Annotated in this window: 12 protein-coding genes and 2 pseudogenes; 6 read left to right on the forward strand and 8 right to left on the reverse strand. The window is 69.7% G+C overall.

What is annotated here, in order from left to right:
- Nucleotides 1-39: 39 nt before the first annotated feature.
- Entirely contained in the window at nt 40-3,423 is a 3,384-nt protein-coding gene (locus FB559_RS02325) for an NACHT N-terminal Helical domain 1-containing protein (RefSeq protein WP_141952749.1), read from the reverse strand.
- An 81-nt stretch (nt 3,424-3,504) separates the two neighbouring features.
- On the opposite strand from FB559_RS02325, the gene FB559_RS43585 reads away from it, so the two are divergent.
- Nucleotides 3,505-3,699, forward strand: a complete 195-nt coding sequence (locus FB559_RS43585; protein WP_185792010.1) for a hypothetical protein — start codon at nt 3,505-3,507, stop codon at nt 3,697-3,699.
- 139 nt (nt 3,700-3,838) lie between these two features.
- Here the strand turns inward: FB559_RS43585 and FB559_RS45210 are convergent, their stop codons facing one another.
- The 3 genes and pseudogenes from FB559_RS45210 to FB559_RS45215 all read right to left on the reverse strand — a co-directional run bounded on the left by FB559_RS45210 (nt 3,839) and on the right by FB559_RS45215 (nt 8,215).
- A complete protein-coding gene (locus FB559_RS45210) occupies nt 3,839-4,618 on the reverse strand; it encodes a ComEC/Rec2 family competence protein (RefSeq protein ID WP_281286321.1) in 780 nt (259 codons plus the stop codon).
- Between the two features lie 126 nt (nt 4,619-4,744).
- Nucleotides 4,745-6,630: pseudogene (locus FB559_RS46410) on the reverse strand (ComEC/Rec2 family competence protein); the annotation flags it as partial.
- Nucleotides 6,631-7,786: 1,156 nt separating this feature from the next.
- Nucleotides 7,787-8,215, reverse strand: a complete 429-nt coding sequence (locus tag FB559_RS45215; RefSeq protein ID WP_246121310.1) for a ComEA family DNA-binding protein — start codon at nt 8,213-8,215, stop codon at nt 7,787-7,789.
- Between the two features lie 757 nt (nt 8,216-8,972).
- On the opposite strand from FB559_RS45215, the gene FB559_RS02345 reads away from it, so the two are divergent.
- Complete coding sequence (locus FB559_RS02345) at nt 8,973-10,634, forward strand: carboxylesterase/lipase family protein (RefSeq protein ID WP_221639863.1); 1,662 nt, start codon at nt 8,973-8,975, stop codon at nt 10,632-10,634.
- Between the two features lie 41 nt (nt 10,635-10,675).
- Here FB559_RS02345 and FB559_RS02350 read toward each other — a convergent pair whose 3' ends face one another.
- Together FB559_RS02350 and FB559_RS02355 are read right to left on the reverse strand one after the other, a co-directional pair.
- A complete protein-coding gene (locus FB559_RS02350) occupies nt 10,676-11,509 on the reverse strand; it encodes a DegV family protein (RefSeq protein ID WP_141952755.1) in 834 nt (277 codons plus the stop codon).
- 88 nt (nt 11,510-11,597) lie between these two features.
- The gene (locus FB559_RS02355) at nt 11,598-12,056 is read right to left on the reverse strand and encodes a cupin domain-containing protein (protein ID WP_221639864.1); all 459 of its coding nucleotides are present in this window, start codon (nt 12,054-12,056) and stop codon (nt 11,598-11,600) included.
- Nucleotides 12,057-12,729: 673 nt separating this feature from the next.
- Here FB559_RS02355 and FB559_RS02360 point away from each other — a divergent pair.
- On the forward strand, nt 12,730-13,569 hold the full coding sequence (locus tag FB559_RS02360) for an AraC family transcriptional regulator (RefSeq protein ID WP_221639865.1): 840 nt from the start codon (nt 12,730-12,732) through the stop codon (nt 13,567-13,569).
- Nucleotides 13,570-13,635: 66 nt separating this feature from the next.
- On the forward strand, nt 13,636-14,217 hold the full coding sequence (locus tag FB559_RS02365; protein ID WP_141952759.1) for a dihydrofolate reductase family protein: 582 nt from the start codon (nt 13,636-13,638) through the stop codon (nt 14,215-14,217).
- 18 nt (nt 14,218-14,235) lie between these two features.
- On the opposite strand, the pseudogene FB559_RS02370 reads toward FB559_RS02365, so the two are convergent.
- Nucleotides 14,236-14,423 (reverse strand): annotated as a pseudogene (locus tag FB559_RS02370) (ISL3 family transposase); the annotation flags it as partial.
- Between the two features lie 193 nt (nt 14,424-14,616).
- Between FB559_RS02370 and FB559_RS02375 the strand changes: the two are divergent.
- On the forward strand, nt 14,617-15,492 hold the full coding sequence (locus tag FB559_RS02375; protein WP_141952762.1) for a helix-turn-helix transcriptional regulator: 876 nt from the start codon (nt 14,617-14,619) through the stop codon (nt 15,490-15,492).
- A gap of 37 nt (nt 15,493-15,529) precedes the next feature.
- Nucleotides 15,530-16,351 carry a MerR family transcriptional regulator gene (locus tag FB559_RS02380; RefSeq protein WP_141952764.1) on the forward strand — a complete coding sequence of 274 codons (822 nt, stop codon included), beginning with the start codon at nt 15,530-15,532 and terminating at the stop codon, nt 16,349-16,351.
- 54 nt (nt 16,352-16,405) lie between these two features.
- Here the strand turns inward: FB559_RS02380 and FB559_RS02385 are convergent, their stop codons facing one another.
- Nucleotides 16,406-17,083: an alpha/beta hydrolase gene (locus FB559_RS02385; protein WP_141952766.1), complete on the reverse strand. Its 678-nt coding sequence runs from the start codon at nt 17,081-17,083 to the stop codon at nt 16,406-16,408.
- Between the last annotated feature and the right edge of the window lie 103 nt (nt 17,084-17,186).

Genomic DNA, 17,186 nt, shown 5'->3' on the forward strand with positions numbered 1-17,186 from the left:
ATCATCGCCGAGGTCACGGGCGCCCGTCGAGTGCCGTCGTCAGTCCACGTGGACGCGACGGCCGAGCTTGTCACGGTTGCGTACGTCTTGGCCCCCGCGGATGTAGACGGTGATCCTGCGGTTGTCCTCGAGCGGAGCCAGGTCGATCCCCGGCGGGAGGTCGGCGATGAAGAGCCTTTTCAGAGCGCGAAGCCCGCCGAGCGGAGCCAGGTCGGTGACGTTCTCGCAGCCGCGAAGCCAGAGTGTCTCGAGGTTCGCCATTTCGGCGATCGGCGACAGATCACCGATGTTCGTGTCCTCCAGATCGAGAAACCTGAGTTCGGGCAACCGCGCCAGCGGCGAGAAGTCGCGGATTCCACGGCATCCCCACAGACCCAGGCCGTCTAGCCGCAGCGTGGCGAGAGGCCGTAGGTCATCGACCCATGAGGAGCCGGTTAGGTGGAGTCCGCTCAGGTTCGGTGCGCGTTCCACCAGCTCCCGAAGTCCAGATGTCAGCGTCGAACCGGTGAGCGTCAAACGGTCGAGACCGTCCAGGGGAGGAAGGTCGCCGATTCCCGTCAGGGCCGGGCAGCTGTTCAATCCGAGGGTTCTGATCGAGGTCCGCGTTCGCAGCGGAGAGAAATCGGTGACATCTGTCAGTGTCCCGAGCTGCAAAATCTCCAGTTCAGGAAGGTCTCGAACGAATTCAATGTCATCGATTCCGACGGTCACGAGGATCAGCCTCTTCAACCTGCGCAGCCTCTTGATCGGCGCAAGGTCGAGAACAGCGGAGTCCGTCCAGATGGTCAGGTACTCAAGGCTCTCAGCACACGACTCCAAAGGAGTCAGATCACTGGACTGCAGGTAACCGCTGATTCTCAAAGACTCGAGAGGGCTCTCGAGGTCGTACAAGAACGACAGATCACTCACGGGATGGTCGGCGACGTGAAGCGAGCTGAGCCCTTTGATGTGCCGTATGGCGGACAGCAGACGAGGCACCGGCAAGGTGACGTGACTGACGCTGGGCGGCCTGCGGGCCAGGACCTTTCGCGCGTAGAGATCCGGGTCGAAGTACTCCCAGCCCCTGATGAGTTCCTCTTGTACCTCGTCTCGGGGATCCGCGCCGTAACCGGTCAGCAGTTCGAGGGCACCGGGCCCGTTCACCAGCCACGCGGTCCGCACAACGGCGCGGGCGGTGGCCGCGGTGAGGCCGTCCGGCGTACGGGGAAGCCGGTCCAGGATCGGCTCTCCCACATTCGACAGAGAGCGAGCCGACGCGAGGTCGCGGGGCGGGACGAGGTCGTCCAGGCATCCCTCCACGTCGGCGCGGAGTCCGGCGGGGATGGCCGGGAGGGTCTCCAGACATCCGGCGACGAGCAGCTTGAGGCGGCGTGCGTTGCGCGGCTCGGCGCTGATCCTGGCGAGCAGGCCGTTCAGGAGGTCCTCGCGCTGGGGGGCGTTGGCGTGGCCGGCGGCCATGATGATGGTCTCGCGCCACTGGTCCTTGTGGGCCTGGGCGATCAAGGGCTCGAGGTCGCCGTCGTCGGCGAACTGCTTGGCGGTGAGGTACTCCTGTACGGTCCGGTGCACGAAGTCGATACGGCCGGGTACGGGCTCGCGAAGGACGCCGCTGCGCTGGAGCAGGTGTTCGAGCACGGCCTCGGCGTCGGCGGGGGCGCCCAGCGTCGCGGCGAGCCTCTCGGCCGTACGGCGGACCACCGCGTCCTTCGGCAGTTCCGTGCGGCCGGTGATCGACAATCGCCAGGCGAAGTCCTGGAGGATCCTCAGCTTCTGGGCGCGCTCCAGGGTGAGTTCGCTGTCGGCCTGGATCTGGCGCTCGACGTCGCGGCGTTCGAGCAGGAGCTCTAGTGCCGCCGCGTACAGGCCCATCCGGTCGCGGGGCAGTTGTTTCTCGCGGTCGAGGTTGAGCGCGCACAGCATCGCGGCGAGGAGCGGGCTGCCGGCGAGTGCTCGCAGGTGGGGGGCCGACTCCATGCGCGCCAGCAGGGCGCTTTCGAAGGCGGGGAGTTGTTCGGGGGCGCACGGGAGGTCTCCGGCGTCACGTACCGCGTCGTGCCAGTGCCGGATCAGCTCCTTGATGTCGGCCGGTGTCATGCGTTCGAGCAGTGCGGTCGCGAAACCCTCGGCCGTCAGCCAGTCGGCCCCGGCCGCTGCGGGCCTGGAGGTGACGACGACGCGCAGGTCCGGGTACTCGGCGATGAGTCCGGCGAGCCAAGGGCGCACGCCTCGCCGCTGCGCGCTCGGCAGTTCGTCGACACCGTCGACCATCAGCAGAACCCGGCCGTCCTGCAGGCGCCGGTGCACCCACCCGGCGGGCATCAACCCGGCGATGGAGTCCGCCACCCCGTCCAGGAACCGCTCGGGGGGCGGCAGCGTATGGCCCGCGTGGCTGCGCAGCTTGACCAGGAACGGCACGCGGCCGTTCCAGTCCGCGAGGTCCCCGCTGAAGGTGCCGCGCGCGGCCGAGATCGCCAGCCAGCGAAGCAGCGTGCTCTTGCCCGAACCGGCCTCACCTCGGATCAGGGTCAGCGGTGCCCGGCCGAGCGCCGTCTCGACCCGAAGCGTGGACTCCTCCGGCTCGTGCTCGCCCTTGCGCCATTCGTCGAGGTGGGTGCCTTTGTTCGCGCTTCGTCGGTCGCCCCGGCCGGCGGAAACCTCGTCGGTGGACACGCTAAGGCTGATGTAGGCGACGCTCAGGGTCGTACGGGGCCGGTAGCGCTCGACGCGGACACCGAAGAGTTCGAGGACGTCGAGGGTGACGCTGATGTGCTCGAGATAGCGCCGTCGGAACGCCTCGTCGGTCGCCGTACCTTCGGGCGCGTCCAGCGTACGGACGGGTAGCCGGGCGAGCAGGAGCTCGACCTGCTCCGAAACCCCGGAGAGCCGGGCGAGGGTCTCGGTGGACGCTCTCGGCCCGAACTGCGGCAGTTGCCGGACGATGCGCACGAAACAGTCACAACACTCGTCGAGAACGACCTCGTACAGCCGCGCGCCGGCCTCCCCGAGCTGCATCTCGATCGCCCGGGCCGCATTTGTCTCCTCGCCCCAGCGGCGGATTCCGGCGCGGATCTGCGCGGCGACGCGTACCGGGTCCAGGTCCGCCGCGAACAGGGCCTGGTCGGACAGGTCGGCCTCGGCGAGCGTCTGCACGACCTCGGCGAGCGCGGCCGCCTTGTCGTTCTCGCCCAGCCCGCCGTACTCGTGCCCGCACATGGCGAGTAACCGCTCGGCGACCTGGTCCGCGACATCAGCGACCTGCCGCTCGAACCGCCGGCGCGCGATCCGGTCGGGGAACCTCGTCTGGATCAGCTCGACGAGATCCTTACCGCGTTCCTGCTCGGCGGAACGGCCTGCCAGCCATACCTGCGCCAGCTGCTTCCCCAGAGCCTTACCGACGGCGACGGCCGCGGCCTCCAACGCCATCCAGACCTCCTCAGGCAACGCGTGAGGGCATTATCGACGAATACCGGGCATCGAGACGGCCGAGCACCAAGATCATGGGCAGTGAAGGGGCTCCGTAGTGCTGCGACGATCACCTCGGTCTCGTCGCTAGGGGCTGGGCACAGGCAGTCCGGCAACCACGGCAACCACGGCAACCACGGCAACCACGGCAACCACGGCAACCACGGCAACCACGGCAACCACGGCAACCACGGCAACCACGGCAACCAGAGAGTCGCAGCGCGCCAGTTCGTCTGAGCCCTCTATTTAGGCATTCGTCTGAGCACTCCATTCAGGCACCGGTACTGTCGCGCCCCGGCCGGCTCGTACGGCCATGGCCCCTGGTCGCGGGGACGGCATTCCTGCAATCCGTTCCGCCGGTTCGTATCGGTATGGCTCAAGGGCGGTGGGTCACGACGGCGAGGCCTCCTCTCGAATGGATGACCGCGACGTCGCCGTCGCGGTCGGTGCGGTAGACGCGTTCGCCGAGGTGGGCGAGTTCGGCGATCGTCGACGGGGCCGGGTGGCCATAGTCGTTGTCCGCGCCTACGGATGCGATGGCGATTCGTGCGTGTACGGCGGCGAGGAAGGCCGGATCCTGATGAGCAGAGCCATGATGAGGGATCTTGAGCACCTGGGCCTGCGGTACACCCGCCGCCACGAGTTCGTGTTGTGCCTCGATCTCGACGTCACCGCAGAGCAGGACGCTCAAATCCGGCCAGCGGGCGAGCATCACGATGCTGGCGTTGTTGACGGTCGTGCCGCTGTCCCGGGCGGTCACGCGGACGGTGCTCAGTGGGCCGAGGACGGCGAGGGTGAGGGGGCCGATGCTCCAGACGTCGCCGACTCCGGCCGTACGGGGCGTGCGGCCGGGTAGCAGGCGCCGTTCTTCTCCGTCGCTGTCCGGGCTGATGACGATCGTGCCCACCGCCCGTCCGCGCAGGACGCCCGGTAAGCCGTCGATGTGGTCGGCATGCGGGTGGGTGAGGAAGAGCAGCGGGACGGTGTCGATGCCGAGATCGCGCAGGCAGCCGTCCATGAGCCGTGGGTCGGGTCCGGTGTCCACGACGACGGCCTGTCCCCGGCCTGCGAACAGTGCCAGGCCGTCTCCCTGGCCCACGTCGCAGGTGACGAACAGCCATCCGCGTGGCGGCCAGCTCGGCGCGAAGATTCGCATGCCGATCACGGTGAGCGCGATCCCGGCCAGCGCGGCCGCCGCGATCCTGCGTGGCAGTGGCCGGCGCAGCACGATCACGCCCGCGATGACGGCGGCGAACAGTAACGCGACACCCGCGAGACCGTTCGGCCAGCCGATCACCGCGTACGGCACCTGGGCGCAGAACCTCGCGACGCCCGTGATCCACCCCACCGCGACACCGGCCGGTATGACGATCAGGCGGGCGACGGGTAAAGACATCGGCGCGACCACGGCCGCGGACACGCCGATCAACGTCGCCGGTCCGACCGCCGGCGCGGCGAGCAGGTTCGCAGGTATCGCGACCAGGCTCACTCCGGCCCCGAGCATGGCGAGCACCGGAGCGCACGCGACATGGGCGGCGGCGGATACCGCGAGAGGCTCGGCGAGCCCTCGGGGCATCCGCCTGCTCAGCCGGTCGCGCCAGCGCGGCGCCAGGATGAGAATTCCGGCCGTCGCCAGCGCCGACAGTGCGAAGCCGTACGAGCGTGCCAGCTCGGGATCGATCAGCACGAGAACGAGCACGGCGCCACAGAGCGCCGGGATGCCCTGACGCTCCCGCCCACTGACGACCGCCACGAGAGCGACCGCCCCCATGACCGTCGCCGCAGCACGCTCGGCGAGGGGCGCGCCACGATGACGAAGGCGATGATCGCCGCCCCGGCGAGCAGCGGTCCAGCGCGCCGTCCGAGGCCCGCGATCCTGCCGAGGCCGAGTACGGCGCCGAGGATCAGTGAGAGGTTCTCGCCGCTCACGGCCATGAGGTGGGTGAGCCCGGCCTTCTCGAACGCGTCGGCCAGGTCGGGTTGGAGAAGGGACGTGTCCCCGTCCACCAACCCGGGCAGGACGCCACGCTGGTCGCTCGGCAGTCCGCTCGCCGCCCTCCGCAGGCGTTCACGGATCGTGCCCGCCACCCGCTGCGGTAACGATGGTGTGCCGACGGTTACCGGTGGCCCGCGTACGAGCGCGACGGCGGCCAGCAGTTCGCCGGGCCGCGGGGTCGTGAGATGTGCCGTGAAGCGGATCCGCTGGCTCGGAAACAGGCGTTTCCATAGCGGGTCGTCGGCGAGCACGAGGACGGGCACGCGTACACGCTTCTGGTCGGCCTCCTCCACCCGTACCGGGACGAGAACCGTCTCGCGGTGGTGGACCGCGCCGGTCTGCAAGATCAGTTTCGGGTCGCCGGTCACCACACCGTCAAGGCGCGCGGTGGCGTCTCGGACGGCGAGGGCACGTACCGGTCCGGATCCCACGGCGGTCATCCGCAGGGCCACGCCCAGCGCCGAGGCCGCCACGCAGATCAACGCGGCCGCGACGCCGAGCCGGAGTCCGCCACCGCCGGGTGGTGACCCCGTTCCTTGCGAGGTCGGTGGCCCGGCTCCTTGTGCCGTCGTCTCGGGGACGCCAGCTTGTGTGCCGATGTCTCCGGCACCACCTCTGCGGGCGTTGGTGGAGGTAAAGGCGGACGCGGACGCGGACGCGGAGGCGGACGCGGACGCGGACGCGGACGCGGACGCGGAGGCGGACGCGGAGGCGGACGCGGAGGCGGAGGCGGAGGCGGGAGCGGACGCGGACGCGGAGGCGGGAGCGGGAGCGGGAGCAGGAGCAGACGCGGGGGCGGGGGTGGAGGCGGCACGTGGGGATCGTCGGGTCAGAAGGATCGCAGTTGCGATCAGGGCTGCGGCGGAGACGGCATAAGCGACGGTGGGCTGCGTGCCGAGTAGCACCAGTGCCGACAGCCAGGCAGCGATGGCGGGACCCACGAGCCGCAAGTCGCGGCCCGTCAGCCTGAGAGACGACGGACCCGGGTCGGCACCCGGGTCGGCGGAGAGCGGGTGGTCGACACCCGACCCGGTCGGGACAGAGCCAGGCGCTCTTGGCCCGGATGGGAATGGGCGGTCCGCCCTTGGCACCGCCGAGGCCGGGCCAGGGACAGGTGGCCCAGGTGAGGGCGAGGGGTCGGCACTCGACCCCGTCGAGGCGCGAACAGACATTCCTGGCTCGGGGCGTGATGGACGGTCGGCGCTCGACACGGCCGAGGCCGGAGTGCGGAGGCTCGACTCGGTTGAAGGCGAAACAGGGACTCCTGGCTCGGGCGAAGGCGGTTGATGACCAGCGCTCGGACCACCCGAGGCGGAAACAAGCTCTCCCTCTTCGACTGCGGACGGATGATCGACACTCCGCCTAGCCAGAGGCAGAGCGTAGGAGCCTGATACGCGCGGAGACGGGGCCGGACTCGACTCGGGTGAGAGCGGAGTGTGGGGGTTCGACTCAGGTAGGGGCGGAGCGTGGGGGCTCGACTCAGGTAGGGGCGAAGCGTGGGGGCTCGACTCAGGTAGGGGCGAAGCGTGGGGGCTCGACTCAGGTAGGGGCGAAGCGTGGGGGCTCGACTCAGGTAGGAGCGGAGCATGGGGGCTCGACTCAGGTAGGAGCGGAGCATGGGGGCTCGACTCAGGTAGGAGCGGAGCATGGGGGCTCGACTCAGGTAGGAGCGGAGCATGGGGGCTCGACTCAGGTAGGAGCGGAGCATGGGGGCTCGACTCAGGTAGGAGCGGAGCATGGGGGCTCGACTCAGGTAGGAGCGGAGCATGGGGGCTCGACTCAGGTAGGAGCGGAGCATGGGGGCTCGACTCAGGTAGGAGCGGAGCATGGGGGCTCGACTCAGGTAGGAGCGGAGCATGGGGGCTCGACTCAGGTAGGAGCGGAGCATGGGGGCTCGACTCAGGTAGGAGCGGAGCATGGGGGCTCGACTCAGGTAGGAGCGGAGCATGGGGGCTCGACTCAGGTAGGAGCGGAGCATGGGGGCTCGACTCAGGTAGGAGCGGAGCATGGGGGCTCGACTCAGGTAGGAGCGGAGCATGGGGGCTCGACTCAGGTAGGAGCGGAGCATGGGGGCTCGACTCAGGTAGGAGCGGAGCATGGGGGCTCGACTCAGGTAGGAGCGGAGCATGGGGGCTCGACTCAGGTAGGAGCGGAGCATGGGGGCTCGACTCAGGTAGGAGCGGAGCATGGGGGCTCGACTCAGGTAGGAGCGGAGCATGGGGGCTCGACTCAGGTGGGAGCGAGGCGTGGGGGCTCGGGCAGAGGAGGGGGGCGCGTGGGGGGTTGGTTTGGGTGGGGGTGGGTCGGGGGTGTCGGGTGGGGTGGTGTTCATATTCGGACCAGGGACTTGATGTCGGCGTACTTGGCGTCGCCGATGCCCGAGACCTGCCGGAGTTCGTCCACCGAGCGGAATCCGCCGTGTTCGGTGCGGTAGGTGACGATGCGTTGGGCCAGTACCGGGCCGACGCCGGGGAGCTGGTCCAGTTGTGTGGCGGTGGCGGAGTTGAGGTCTATCGGAGAACCCGGCGCGACTGGACCTGACGCTCCCGAGGCGTCCGTCGGCGGGCCCGTGGGGGCTGGGGTGGCGTTCACGCCGACGAGGATCTGTTCGCCGTCCACCACGTGGCGGGCCAGGTTCAGGGTGTCGGTCTTTGCGCCTGGGCGGACTCCGCCGGCCTCCTTGATCGCATCGATGACCCTGGCGCCCGATGGCAGGCTCACCACGCCCGGATGGCGGACCTTTCCGGCCACGTCCACGACTACTGGGTTCGGGGATGGGCTTGGCGTACTCCCGCCCATCGAGGGCGCGATGGCCGGTTGGGCGGCAGGGCGAACGATGGGTTGAGGAGCGGGCCGTGGTGCCGGTCTCGACCGCCAGAGATAGACACCTGCCAGCAGCGCGGCGAGCAACCCGGCCAGCGCCAGCACGCGTACGCCCGGTAGGCCTGGGTCGATCCTGAGGCGACGGCCCGCTCCACCTGACCATGTGGCGTCCTCGCTCCAACCGGACTCGGCAGGGCCGAGGTCGGGATCGTCCGGCGAGGCGCGTAAGGACGCCGACGGCGGGGGTGAGGACGGGCTCCCGGCCACGGCGCCGAACGACTGCGGCGGCCGGAACGCCTCACGTAGCCGATCGAAGGCTGAGGGGGACGGTAGGCGCTTCATGGCGCATGACGTTAACGAGCCATCACACAGAGCAACATGGGCTGACCGATCTGTGGATAACCCCCCGACCGGCATCGACACCTCGGCGCTGAAAGGCACCACGAACGCCACCACCGCGAAACCCGGATCCCGCCGCCACCGGACCCCACCGCCGAGAAAACAGCTGATGGAAGAGCGAGCGACCCCGGCCCCGGCCCCGGTCCCGGCCCCGGTCCCGGTGGCATCGAACACCCCGTGCAAGGTGGTGACAGGTCCACCACCCACCATGCTTCATCCCCACTGACACGCCCTACCGCGTACCGGAGAGTCGGAGACATCTCATCCAGCTCCGAAAACGGAGGCGTCCCCCATGTCCGCACAGAACGACACGCCCGAGCAGCCGGCGACGCGACGCGCGTTCCGCGGTAGGGCGTCAAGGCGCATCGTCATCGCCACCGGGATCGCCGGCGCCGTCGCGGCCGGGATGGCGGCCCCCGCCACGGCGAGCCGCGTCCACGGCCGGGAGGACGCAGCCGTCGTCAAGACCACCGACGGGGCCGTTCGCGGCATCGTCACCACGGACTACCGGGAGTTCGCGGGCATCCCGTACGCCGAACCACCCGTCGGTGAACGGCGATGGGCCCCACCACAGCAGAAACAGGCTTGGGCCGGCACGCGCGACGCGACCAGGACCAAAAGCGCCTGCCCCCAGACCGCCGGGTTCCTCGGCGACCCGCCCAGCGACAACGAGGACTGCCTATACCTCAACGTCACCACCCCGCGGAACGGCGGCGGCAAGAAGCTGCCGGTCATGTTCTGGATCCACGGCGGCGGCTTCTACTCCGGCTCCGGCAGCCTGTACGGCGCTCAGCGGCTCGCCGAGAAGGGCAACGTCATCGTCGTGACGCTCAACTACCGCCTGGGCGTGCTCGGCTTCCTCGCCCACCCGAGCCTCGACGGCTCAGCGGGTAAGTCCGGCGACTACGGCCTGCAGGACCAGCAGACCGCGCTGCGCTGGGTGCGTGACAACGCGGCGGCGTTCGGCGGGGACGCGGGCGACGTCACCCTGTTCGGTGAGTCGGCCGGTGGCGTCAGCACCTGCTCCCAGCTGGTCTCCCCCGCCGCCAAGGGGCTGTTCAGCCGCGCGATCATCCAGAGCGGTCCCTGTGGAGACCTCGCCAAGACCTGGCCCTTCGCCGACGGCAACTGGGGCGTACGCCCCCGCGCGGTGGCCGATAAGCAGGGCACGGAGCTGGCCGCAAAACTCGGCTGCGGAGACGAAGGAAACGACGTCTCCTGCCTGCGCGGCAAGTCGGTGGCGGAGCTGATGGACGCCTCGGCCGGCGGGCAGGGCTTCGGGCCCGCCGCGGGAGAGGGCGGCGTGCTTCCCGTCATCCCGGCGACGGCGCTGGCCACCGGAGAGTTCAACCGGGTTCCGGTCATCAACGGAACCACCCGCGACGAGCACCGTACGTTCACCGCCGCCATCGAGTCCTTCACCGGCCACTCGGCCACCGCACAGGACTACCGCGATGACCTGGACGGCTTCTTCGGCAAGGAGAAGGCCGCCAAGGTTCGCGCCGAGTACCTGCTCAGGGCCTACGACTCCCCCAGCACGGCACTGTCGGCGATCTGGACCGACTCCTCCTGGACGTGCACGGCACTCGACACCGACCACCTGCTCAGCACCCGGGTTCCGACGTACGCGTACGAGTTCGCCGACGAGAACGCGCCCTGGGCCGGCGACGGGACGACGCCGAGCTTCCCGACCGGCGCGTTCCACGCCGCCGAGCTGCAGTACCTGTTCGACGACGAGCAGTTCACCGGCCCGCTCTCGGCGGCACAGCAGAGGCTGTCCGACCAGATGATCAAGTACTGGGCGAACTTCGCCCGTACCGGGAACCCGAACGGCGGTGGCACCCCTCCGTGGCCGCGGTTCGGCGCAGACCGCGCGCGGTCGCTGACGACCGCCGGCAACGGCCAGACCGACCTCGCCGGTGAGCACCGCTGCGGCTTCTGGCAGTCCCTCTGACAGGACGGGAGAACGGCGGCGGGGCCACCCCGGCCGCCGTTTCAGAAGTCACGCCGGGAGACGACTACCCCCAGCATCCCCGGCCCGACATGCGCCCCGACGACCGGTCCGGCCTCTCCGACGTACAGCTCGAAGAGGCGCGGCACGCGTTCGCGGAGCCGGGCGGCGAGTGCGGCCGCCCGCGGCGCCGCCGCCACGTGCTGCACCGCCACGTCGACCTCGCGCTCCCCCGCCAGCTCGACGGCCAGCTCCTCCAACCGCGCGAGCGCACGCGACGCCGTGCGTACCTTCTCCAGCGGCGCGATCCGGCCGCCCGTGATGCGCAGCAGCGGCTTGATCATCAGAGCCGAACCCAGCAGGCTCGCCGCAGCGCCGATGCGGCCGCCGCGGCGCAGATGCTCCAGAGTGTCGACGTAGAACAGCGACCGGGTCGCGCGCAGGCGGCGCAGCGCGGCGTCCGCGACCTCCTCCAGGCTCGCCCCGGACGTGGCGGCCTCGGCGGCGGCCATGACACCGAAGCCGAGCCCCATGCCGATCGAACGGCTGTCGATCACCCGGACCGGTAGGTGCGCTTCGCCCGCGGCGAGGCGCGCGCTGTCCACGGTGCCCGACATCTCACCGGACAGGTGGACGGACGCCACGGCGGTCGCCCCCGCCGTGGCCGCCTCCTTGTACGCGCGTTCGAAGCGTTCCGGTGAGGGCCGTGACGTCGTGACGGTCCGCCACTCGCGGGCGGTCTCCGACGCCGTACGGCCCCGGGCCTCCTCGTGGACCTCGGCGCCGATCCCGATCTGGAGGGGGACGACCGTGACACCGGTGACGTCGTCCGGCAGATAGGCGGTGGAATCGGTGACGATCGCGACCGCTGCTGTCATGCCGGGAGTCTAGAGCGCCCTCACGACATCCCGGCCGGTTCGTACGGCCGGGCGCGCCGACCACCACGACGCGGCCGCCGACGAGGCGTCATGGTCTGAACGGAGGTCTCGTGAGCGAAGTGAGCTGGTGGATGTCATGGCGGGCCCGCAGCGCCGCGATCTCGGCCTGGTCCGGTGGTCCGGGGGCGGCGAGCAGTTCGCCGAGCTCCTGGAGGTAGATCTCGTGGCCGGCCGGGGACACGAGGAAGAGCATTCGCGCCGGTGCCGACCCCGGGTTGGAGAAGGCATGCGGGCATCCGGCGGGCACGAACATGAAGCTTCCCGGCCCGCCACGGAACACCGTCTCACCGGTCTCCGACTCCCAGGTGCGCCAGTCGTCGCCGGCCGTGACCGGCTGGAAGGCGAGCAGGTCGAGTTCGCCTTCGAGGACGTAGAAGATCTCTTCGGCCTGCTGGTGCAGGTGCGCCCCGACATCGAAGCCTGGGGCGACCTCGGCCTCGAACGTCGACCAGATCTTCGAGTGCTCGGCGCCTACCTTCAGGGTCATGGTCTGCGTCCGCATCCTGCGACCGCCACCGGGCGGTAGCAGTAGTCCGTCGGTCATGCCTGCTCGCTTTCTTTGGTCAGAGTTTCCAGCCGGTCGTGCGCAACCAGGTCTCGGCGGCGAAATGTCCGTGAAGGGCACCGGACGAAGGATGGTCGATGGAAGTCCGAGCGCGTGAATGCGGTTTCCGATTCGCGGCTTGCTCTCGTAGTACGGGATTCCCGAACGCGCCCCCGCGCCATTGAGCCCGCACCGTGGAGCGCCTTTGAGCCCGCACCGCGTCGCGCCTTGGCGGCGGGCGAACCGGCGTTCCGTACCAGGCCGCCGCCTTCGACGGGTGCCTCGCGGTCGCGCCCTGCTGACCGGTGGCGCCGATGACCAGTACCGGTTCCCGGTGATCTGCCATACGACGCTCCCGACATCAGCCTCCGAATGAATGGCCACTCTCGTAAGCGTAGGGAGATATGCCCGGTCGATCCTGTTACTGATGCTGCTAGCCTGCGGCCGGCGAACCGGCCATTCCAGGCTTTTCGCAATGCAAGATGTCTTCGGTGACGCTGATACGCCGATTGTCGTCACACTCGGACAAAGCAGATCTACAACGCGTCCGGGAGGTCGGGCGCGTGATGCGGACCCCCGGGGGGCGATGCCGGCGGGGGTCGGCGATACTGTGCGCGTGGAGTACGTGTCCAGAGTGCCGCGGCCGCCGCTGGACGGGCTGATCGACGACCTTTACTACCTGGAGGGTGCGCCGCCGTACGCTCGGCTGACGCTGCCGCCGATGCCGGCGGCGCTGCTCATCGTCAACCTCGGCGCGCCGTTCCGCATCCGCACCGGCACCGAAATCGAGACGACCGAGTACGCCGACGGCTGCGTGGTCACCATGCCCACCCGCGCGTTCGAGTTCGGCTACCCACTCTGGACCCGGTCCGTCGGCGTGCACGTCAAGCCGTGGGGGCTGGCGCCGTTCCTGCCGATGCCCGCGGCCGAGCTGTGTGACCGTCCGGTGACGATAGAGCAGGTCTGGGGCCGGCCCGCCGTTGCTGAGCTGCGGGACCGGCTGGCCACGGCGGACGGACCGCACGAGATGCTGACGCTGCTCGAGGAGGAGCTGATGCGACGGCTGTGCGAGACCGCCGGCCTGGGGCTGGTCCGCCGTACGAGCAGCGTCATCGCGGCGACCAGCGGGGCGGCGGCGATCGGCGACCTGAGTGTGGCAGCCGGTGTCAGCAGCACTCATCTGGCACAGCGGTTCAAGGAGCTCATCGGCGTCACGCCGAAGCGGCTGGCCCGCACCCACCGCTTCGCCGCCACCGTGTTCGCGATCAACCCCGCCGGACCGGTCGACTGGGGCGAACTCGCCGGTGGCGCAGGCTACTTCGACCAGGCCCACTTCGGCCACGAGTTCCGGGCGTTCACCGGGCTCACGCCGACCCGGTACGTCGAAGTCCGGCGACGGTTCCTGCGCGAACATCCCGGCCACGCGATGGACGGCTGGCCGCTGCCCGCCGATTGATTTCTTACAAGAGCGGCAGGTCACGACCCGCTAATTTGGGGCACCCCAAAAGCAGAGGAGAGCCCCGTGGGCAAGGTGGTCATGTACGGCTCGGTGTCGGTGGACGGCTTCGTCGCGGACGAGAATGACCAGCCCGGACCGCTGTTCGACTGGTTGTCCAGCGGTGACGTCCCGTTGGACGAGAGCGGCGAGGTGAAGGTGTCGCAGACCTCCTACGACTACACCCGGCCGTACTGGGACCAGATCGGGGCGACACTCGTCGGCCGCCACGTCTTCGACATGACGGACGGCTGGGACGGGAAGCCTCCGAGCGGGATCGACCACGTGGTCGTCGTGACGCACCGGCCGGAGCCCGAGGGCTGGGACCCCGAGGCGCCGTTTCACTTCGTCGACGGCGTCGAGGCAGCCGTGGCCAAGGCGCAGGAGCTTGCGGGTGACCGCGTGGTCGAGGTCGCCGCCGGCGACGTCGGTGGCCAGGTGCTTGCCGCGGGCCTGGTCGACGAGGTGCGCATGGACGTCGTACCCGTGGTGTTCGGGTCCGGCAAGCGCTACTTCGGGTCGGTCGACGCGCAGCACCTGCTGGAGGATCCTGACGTGGTGATCCAGGGCAACCGGGTACTTCACCTGCGCCACCGGGTGCGCCGTTGACCGATCTGGGCGGGTACGCGAAGAAGTCCACGGGTGGGCCGGTACGTCAGCGGCTCGCTTGCTCAGGGTGCGGCCGAGCTCGGCGATCTCGACCAGCGGCCTGGGGACGCCGGCGCTGAGCGACTCGATCAGCTTGACCATCAGCTCGCGACCCGCGGCCGGGCCGGGGTGCCGGTAGGCGGCGATCATCCCCGGTAGATGCCCCAGGGAACGTGGTCAGGTCAGGGTGGCCGAAGGTAGCGTCAGGCACGTCGAGGTCCTCCAGATGGGCGGCGTAGGAACCTCCATCCCCGGAAGACCTCGACACCTACCCCGGGACCGACGCGCCAGCCACCATCCACCCAGCGGCTACACCAACAACTGTGAAGAGCGACATTCCACTCAGGAGTCAAAGTCGGCGTGACGAATGGCCAGGAGACCCCGCCGTCGGCGCGCCGCGCCGAGCTCGGCGCCTTTCTGCGCGCTCGGCGGGCACGGCTACGGCCGGCCGACGTGGGACTGCCAGGTGACGGCGGTCCCGGTCTTCGCCGTACTCCCGGCCTGCGCCGCGAAGAGGTCGCCCAGCTCTCCGGTGTCGGCGTCACCTGGTACACCTGGCTCGAACAGGGCCGGAAAATCTCGGCGTCCGAGCAGGTGGTCGACGCGCTCGCCCGGGCACTTCTGCTCGACACCGAGCAGCGCCGTCACCTCCGCGCCCTGGCGGGTCTTGCCACAGCGGCGGGGCAGACGCACATCGACGACGTCTCTCCCCGGCTGCAGCGCCTGGTCGACGCGGCCGCCCCGAACATCGCCTCCGTCTATGACGCGCACCTCGACTACGTGGTGTGGAACACGCCGTACACGCAGTTCCGGGTCGACCCGGCGACATTCCCCACCGACCGGCGCAATCTGCTGTGGATGATGTTCACCGACGCGCGGAACCGGGCCCGCATGGTGGCGTGGGAGACCGCGGCGCGCGGCGTGCTGAGCCAGTTCCGAGCCGCCGTCGGCCAGCGTCCGGACGATCCGCGGTTCGCGACACTGGTGACGGAGCTGACCGAGGTCAGCCCGGAGTTCCGTGAGTGGTGGGCGGAGTACCCCATCCGCGGTTTCAGGCCCACGACGGTCGGGATCGACCACCCTCAGGTCGGCCGGCTCGACCTGGAGATGTTCCAGTTTCGACCGGTCGACTTCCCGGACCTGCTCATGGTCCTGCAAGTACCCACGAACGAAGCCACCCTACGGCGAGTCACGTCGCTGCCCGAGGGCGATCCACCGGCCGGCGGCGCCACTTGACTGTGACACGGTGTCAGGCCGTGCACTGGGAGGCGTCATGTTCACCATCGGAGATTTCGCCAGGTACGGTCGTGTCTCGGTCCGCATGCTCCGGCACTACGACGCGATCGGGCTGCTACGGCCCGATCGCGTCGACCCGGCCAGCGGCTACCGCTTCTACGACGCCGCGCAGCTGACCAGGCTCAACCGCGTCATCGCCCTGAAGGATCTCGGGTTCACCCTGCAACAGGTCCGGACGATCCTGGACGAGCGGGTACGGACCGACGAGCTGTACGGCATGCTCCGGCTGCGCCGTGCGGAGCTGGAGGCCCGGATGAACGCGGACGCCGCGAGGCTGACGAGGGTCGAGGCGAGACTCCGGATGATCGAAAGTGAGGGGCACATGCCCACCGCCGACGTCGTACTCAAACGCCTTCCCGCCGTACGGGTGGCCGAGCTCACCGGCATCGCCGCGAGCTTCGCGCCCGAGGACATCGGGCCGGTCATCCAGCCGCTCTATCCCGAACTCGACCGCCGGCTGGCCCAGGCCGGCGTCACGGTCACCGGACCGGGCATCGCCTACTACGAGGACTCCCCCGAAGGCACGATCACCGTCCACGCCTCCCTGCCGGTGGCGGTGGCGCCGAAGGAGGAGTACGAATTCGCGGTCGTGGACCTTCCCGCCGTCGCGTCGGCGGCCACCATCGTGCACCACGGATCGATGGACGAGGTCGTCGCGACGGAACAGATCCTGGCGCGGTGGCTCGACACTCACGGCCACCGCGCGACGGGGCATGCCCGCGAGCTCTACCTCGACTGCCCGCAGGACGCCCCCGGCAAATGGGTCACCGAACTCCAGGCACCCGTCGAAGCGGACTGATCGCGCCGGTGAGCGCGAGGTTGCGGGCTCTGGTGGTCGCCAGAGCCCGTCGCCTCACAGCGCCGCCCGGTAGGCCTCCAGGCGGTCGACCAGGTCCTTCGGGCGGCTCAGGGCGGGCAGGTGACCGCCGTCCATCTCGTCCGGGGTGATGCCGAGGCGGTCCCGTACGACGCGGCGCATGAACGGGGCCGGGAAGAAACGGTCGTCCCGGCACAGCAGGAAGCGGGTCGGCACCTCCGGCCAGGCGTCGAGTGGCCATGGCTGGGTCCACATCGCCGCCGACTCGGCCCGCTGCTCGCGGGACGTCGCCTCGGCCGCGATCTCCGGGGGCACGTCGTGGAAGAAGGTCGTCATCAGGTCGAACTCCGGCGGCCGGCCGTCGCGTTCGGCCTGTTCGAGGCGGGCCTGCTCCGAGCCGGTGTTGTCCCACCAGTCACCGGCGGTCTCCCCCGGCGACGGGACCATCGCGGCGAGCATCACCAGCAGCCGGGCCGGCACGCGGTCGCACACCAGCGGAGCGGTGAAGCCGCCCAGCGACTGGGCCACCACGATGAGATCCGTACGGTCGCCGATGGCCGCGACGACCGCGTCGGTGTACCCGGACAGTCCCGCCGCGTCGTCGCTCGGCAGCTCGGGCGCCACGACGTCGTGGCCGCGGGCGCGCAGTTCCGGGACGACCAGGGACCAGTACGAGGAGTCGCCGGCGCCGTGGATCAGGACGTAGGTCGCCATCAGCGGGCCTCGTCACGTGGCGAAAGGTCGGCGGTGGTCATGAGGGCCTCCAAACGGCTCCTACCTTAGGAGCAACCACTCCTGGAACGGGCGGGAAAGAGCG

This window comes from Actinoallomurus bryophytorum (assembly GCF_006716425.1).
Taxonomy (GTDB): domain Bacteria; phylum Actinomycetota; class Actinomycetes; order Streptosporangiales; family Streptosporangiaceae; genus Actinoallomurus; species Actinoallomurus bryophytorum.

What these genes read in the sequence shown, in the direction of transcription:
- FB559_RS02325 (WP_141952749.1), bottom strand. Translation starts at nt 3,423, where the DNA reads ATGGCGTTGGAGGCCGCGGCCGTCGCCGTCGGTAAGGCTCTGGGGAAG.
- FB559_RS45210 (WP_281286321.1), bottom strand. Translation starts at nt 4,618, where the DNA reads ATGCGAATCTTCGCGCCGAGCTGGCCGCCACGCGGATGGCTGTTCGTC.
- FB559_RS02345 (WP_221639863.1), top strand. Translation starts at nt 8,973, where the DNA reads ATGTCCGCACAGAACGACACGCCCGAGCAGCCGGCGACGCGACGCGCG.
- FB559_RS02350 (WP_141952755.1), bottom strand. Translation starts at nt 11,509, where the DNA reads ATGACAGCAGCGGTCGCGATCGTCACCGATTCCACCGCCTATCTGCCG.
- FB559_RS02355 (WP_221639864.1), bottom strand. Translation starts at nt 12,056, where the DNA reads ATGACCCTGAAGGTAGGCGCCGAGCACTCGAAGATCTGGTCGACGTTC.
- FB559_RS02380 (WP_141952764.1), top strand. Translation starts at nt 15,530, where the DNA reads ATGTTCACCATCGGAGATTTCGCCAGGTACGGTCGTGTCTCGGTCCGC.
- FB559_RS02385 (WP_141952766.1), bottom strand. Translation starts at nt 17,083, where the DNA reads ATGGCGACCTACGTCCTGATCCACGGCGCCGGCGACTCCTCGTACTGG.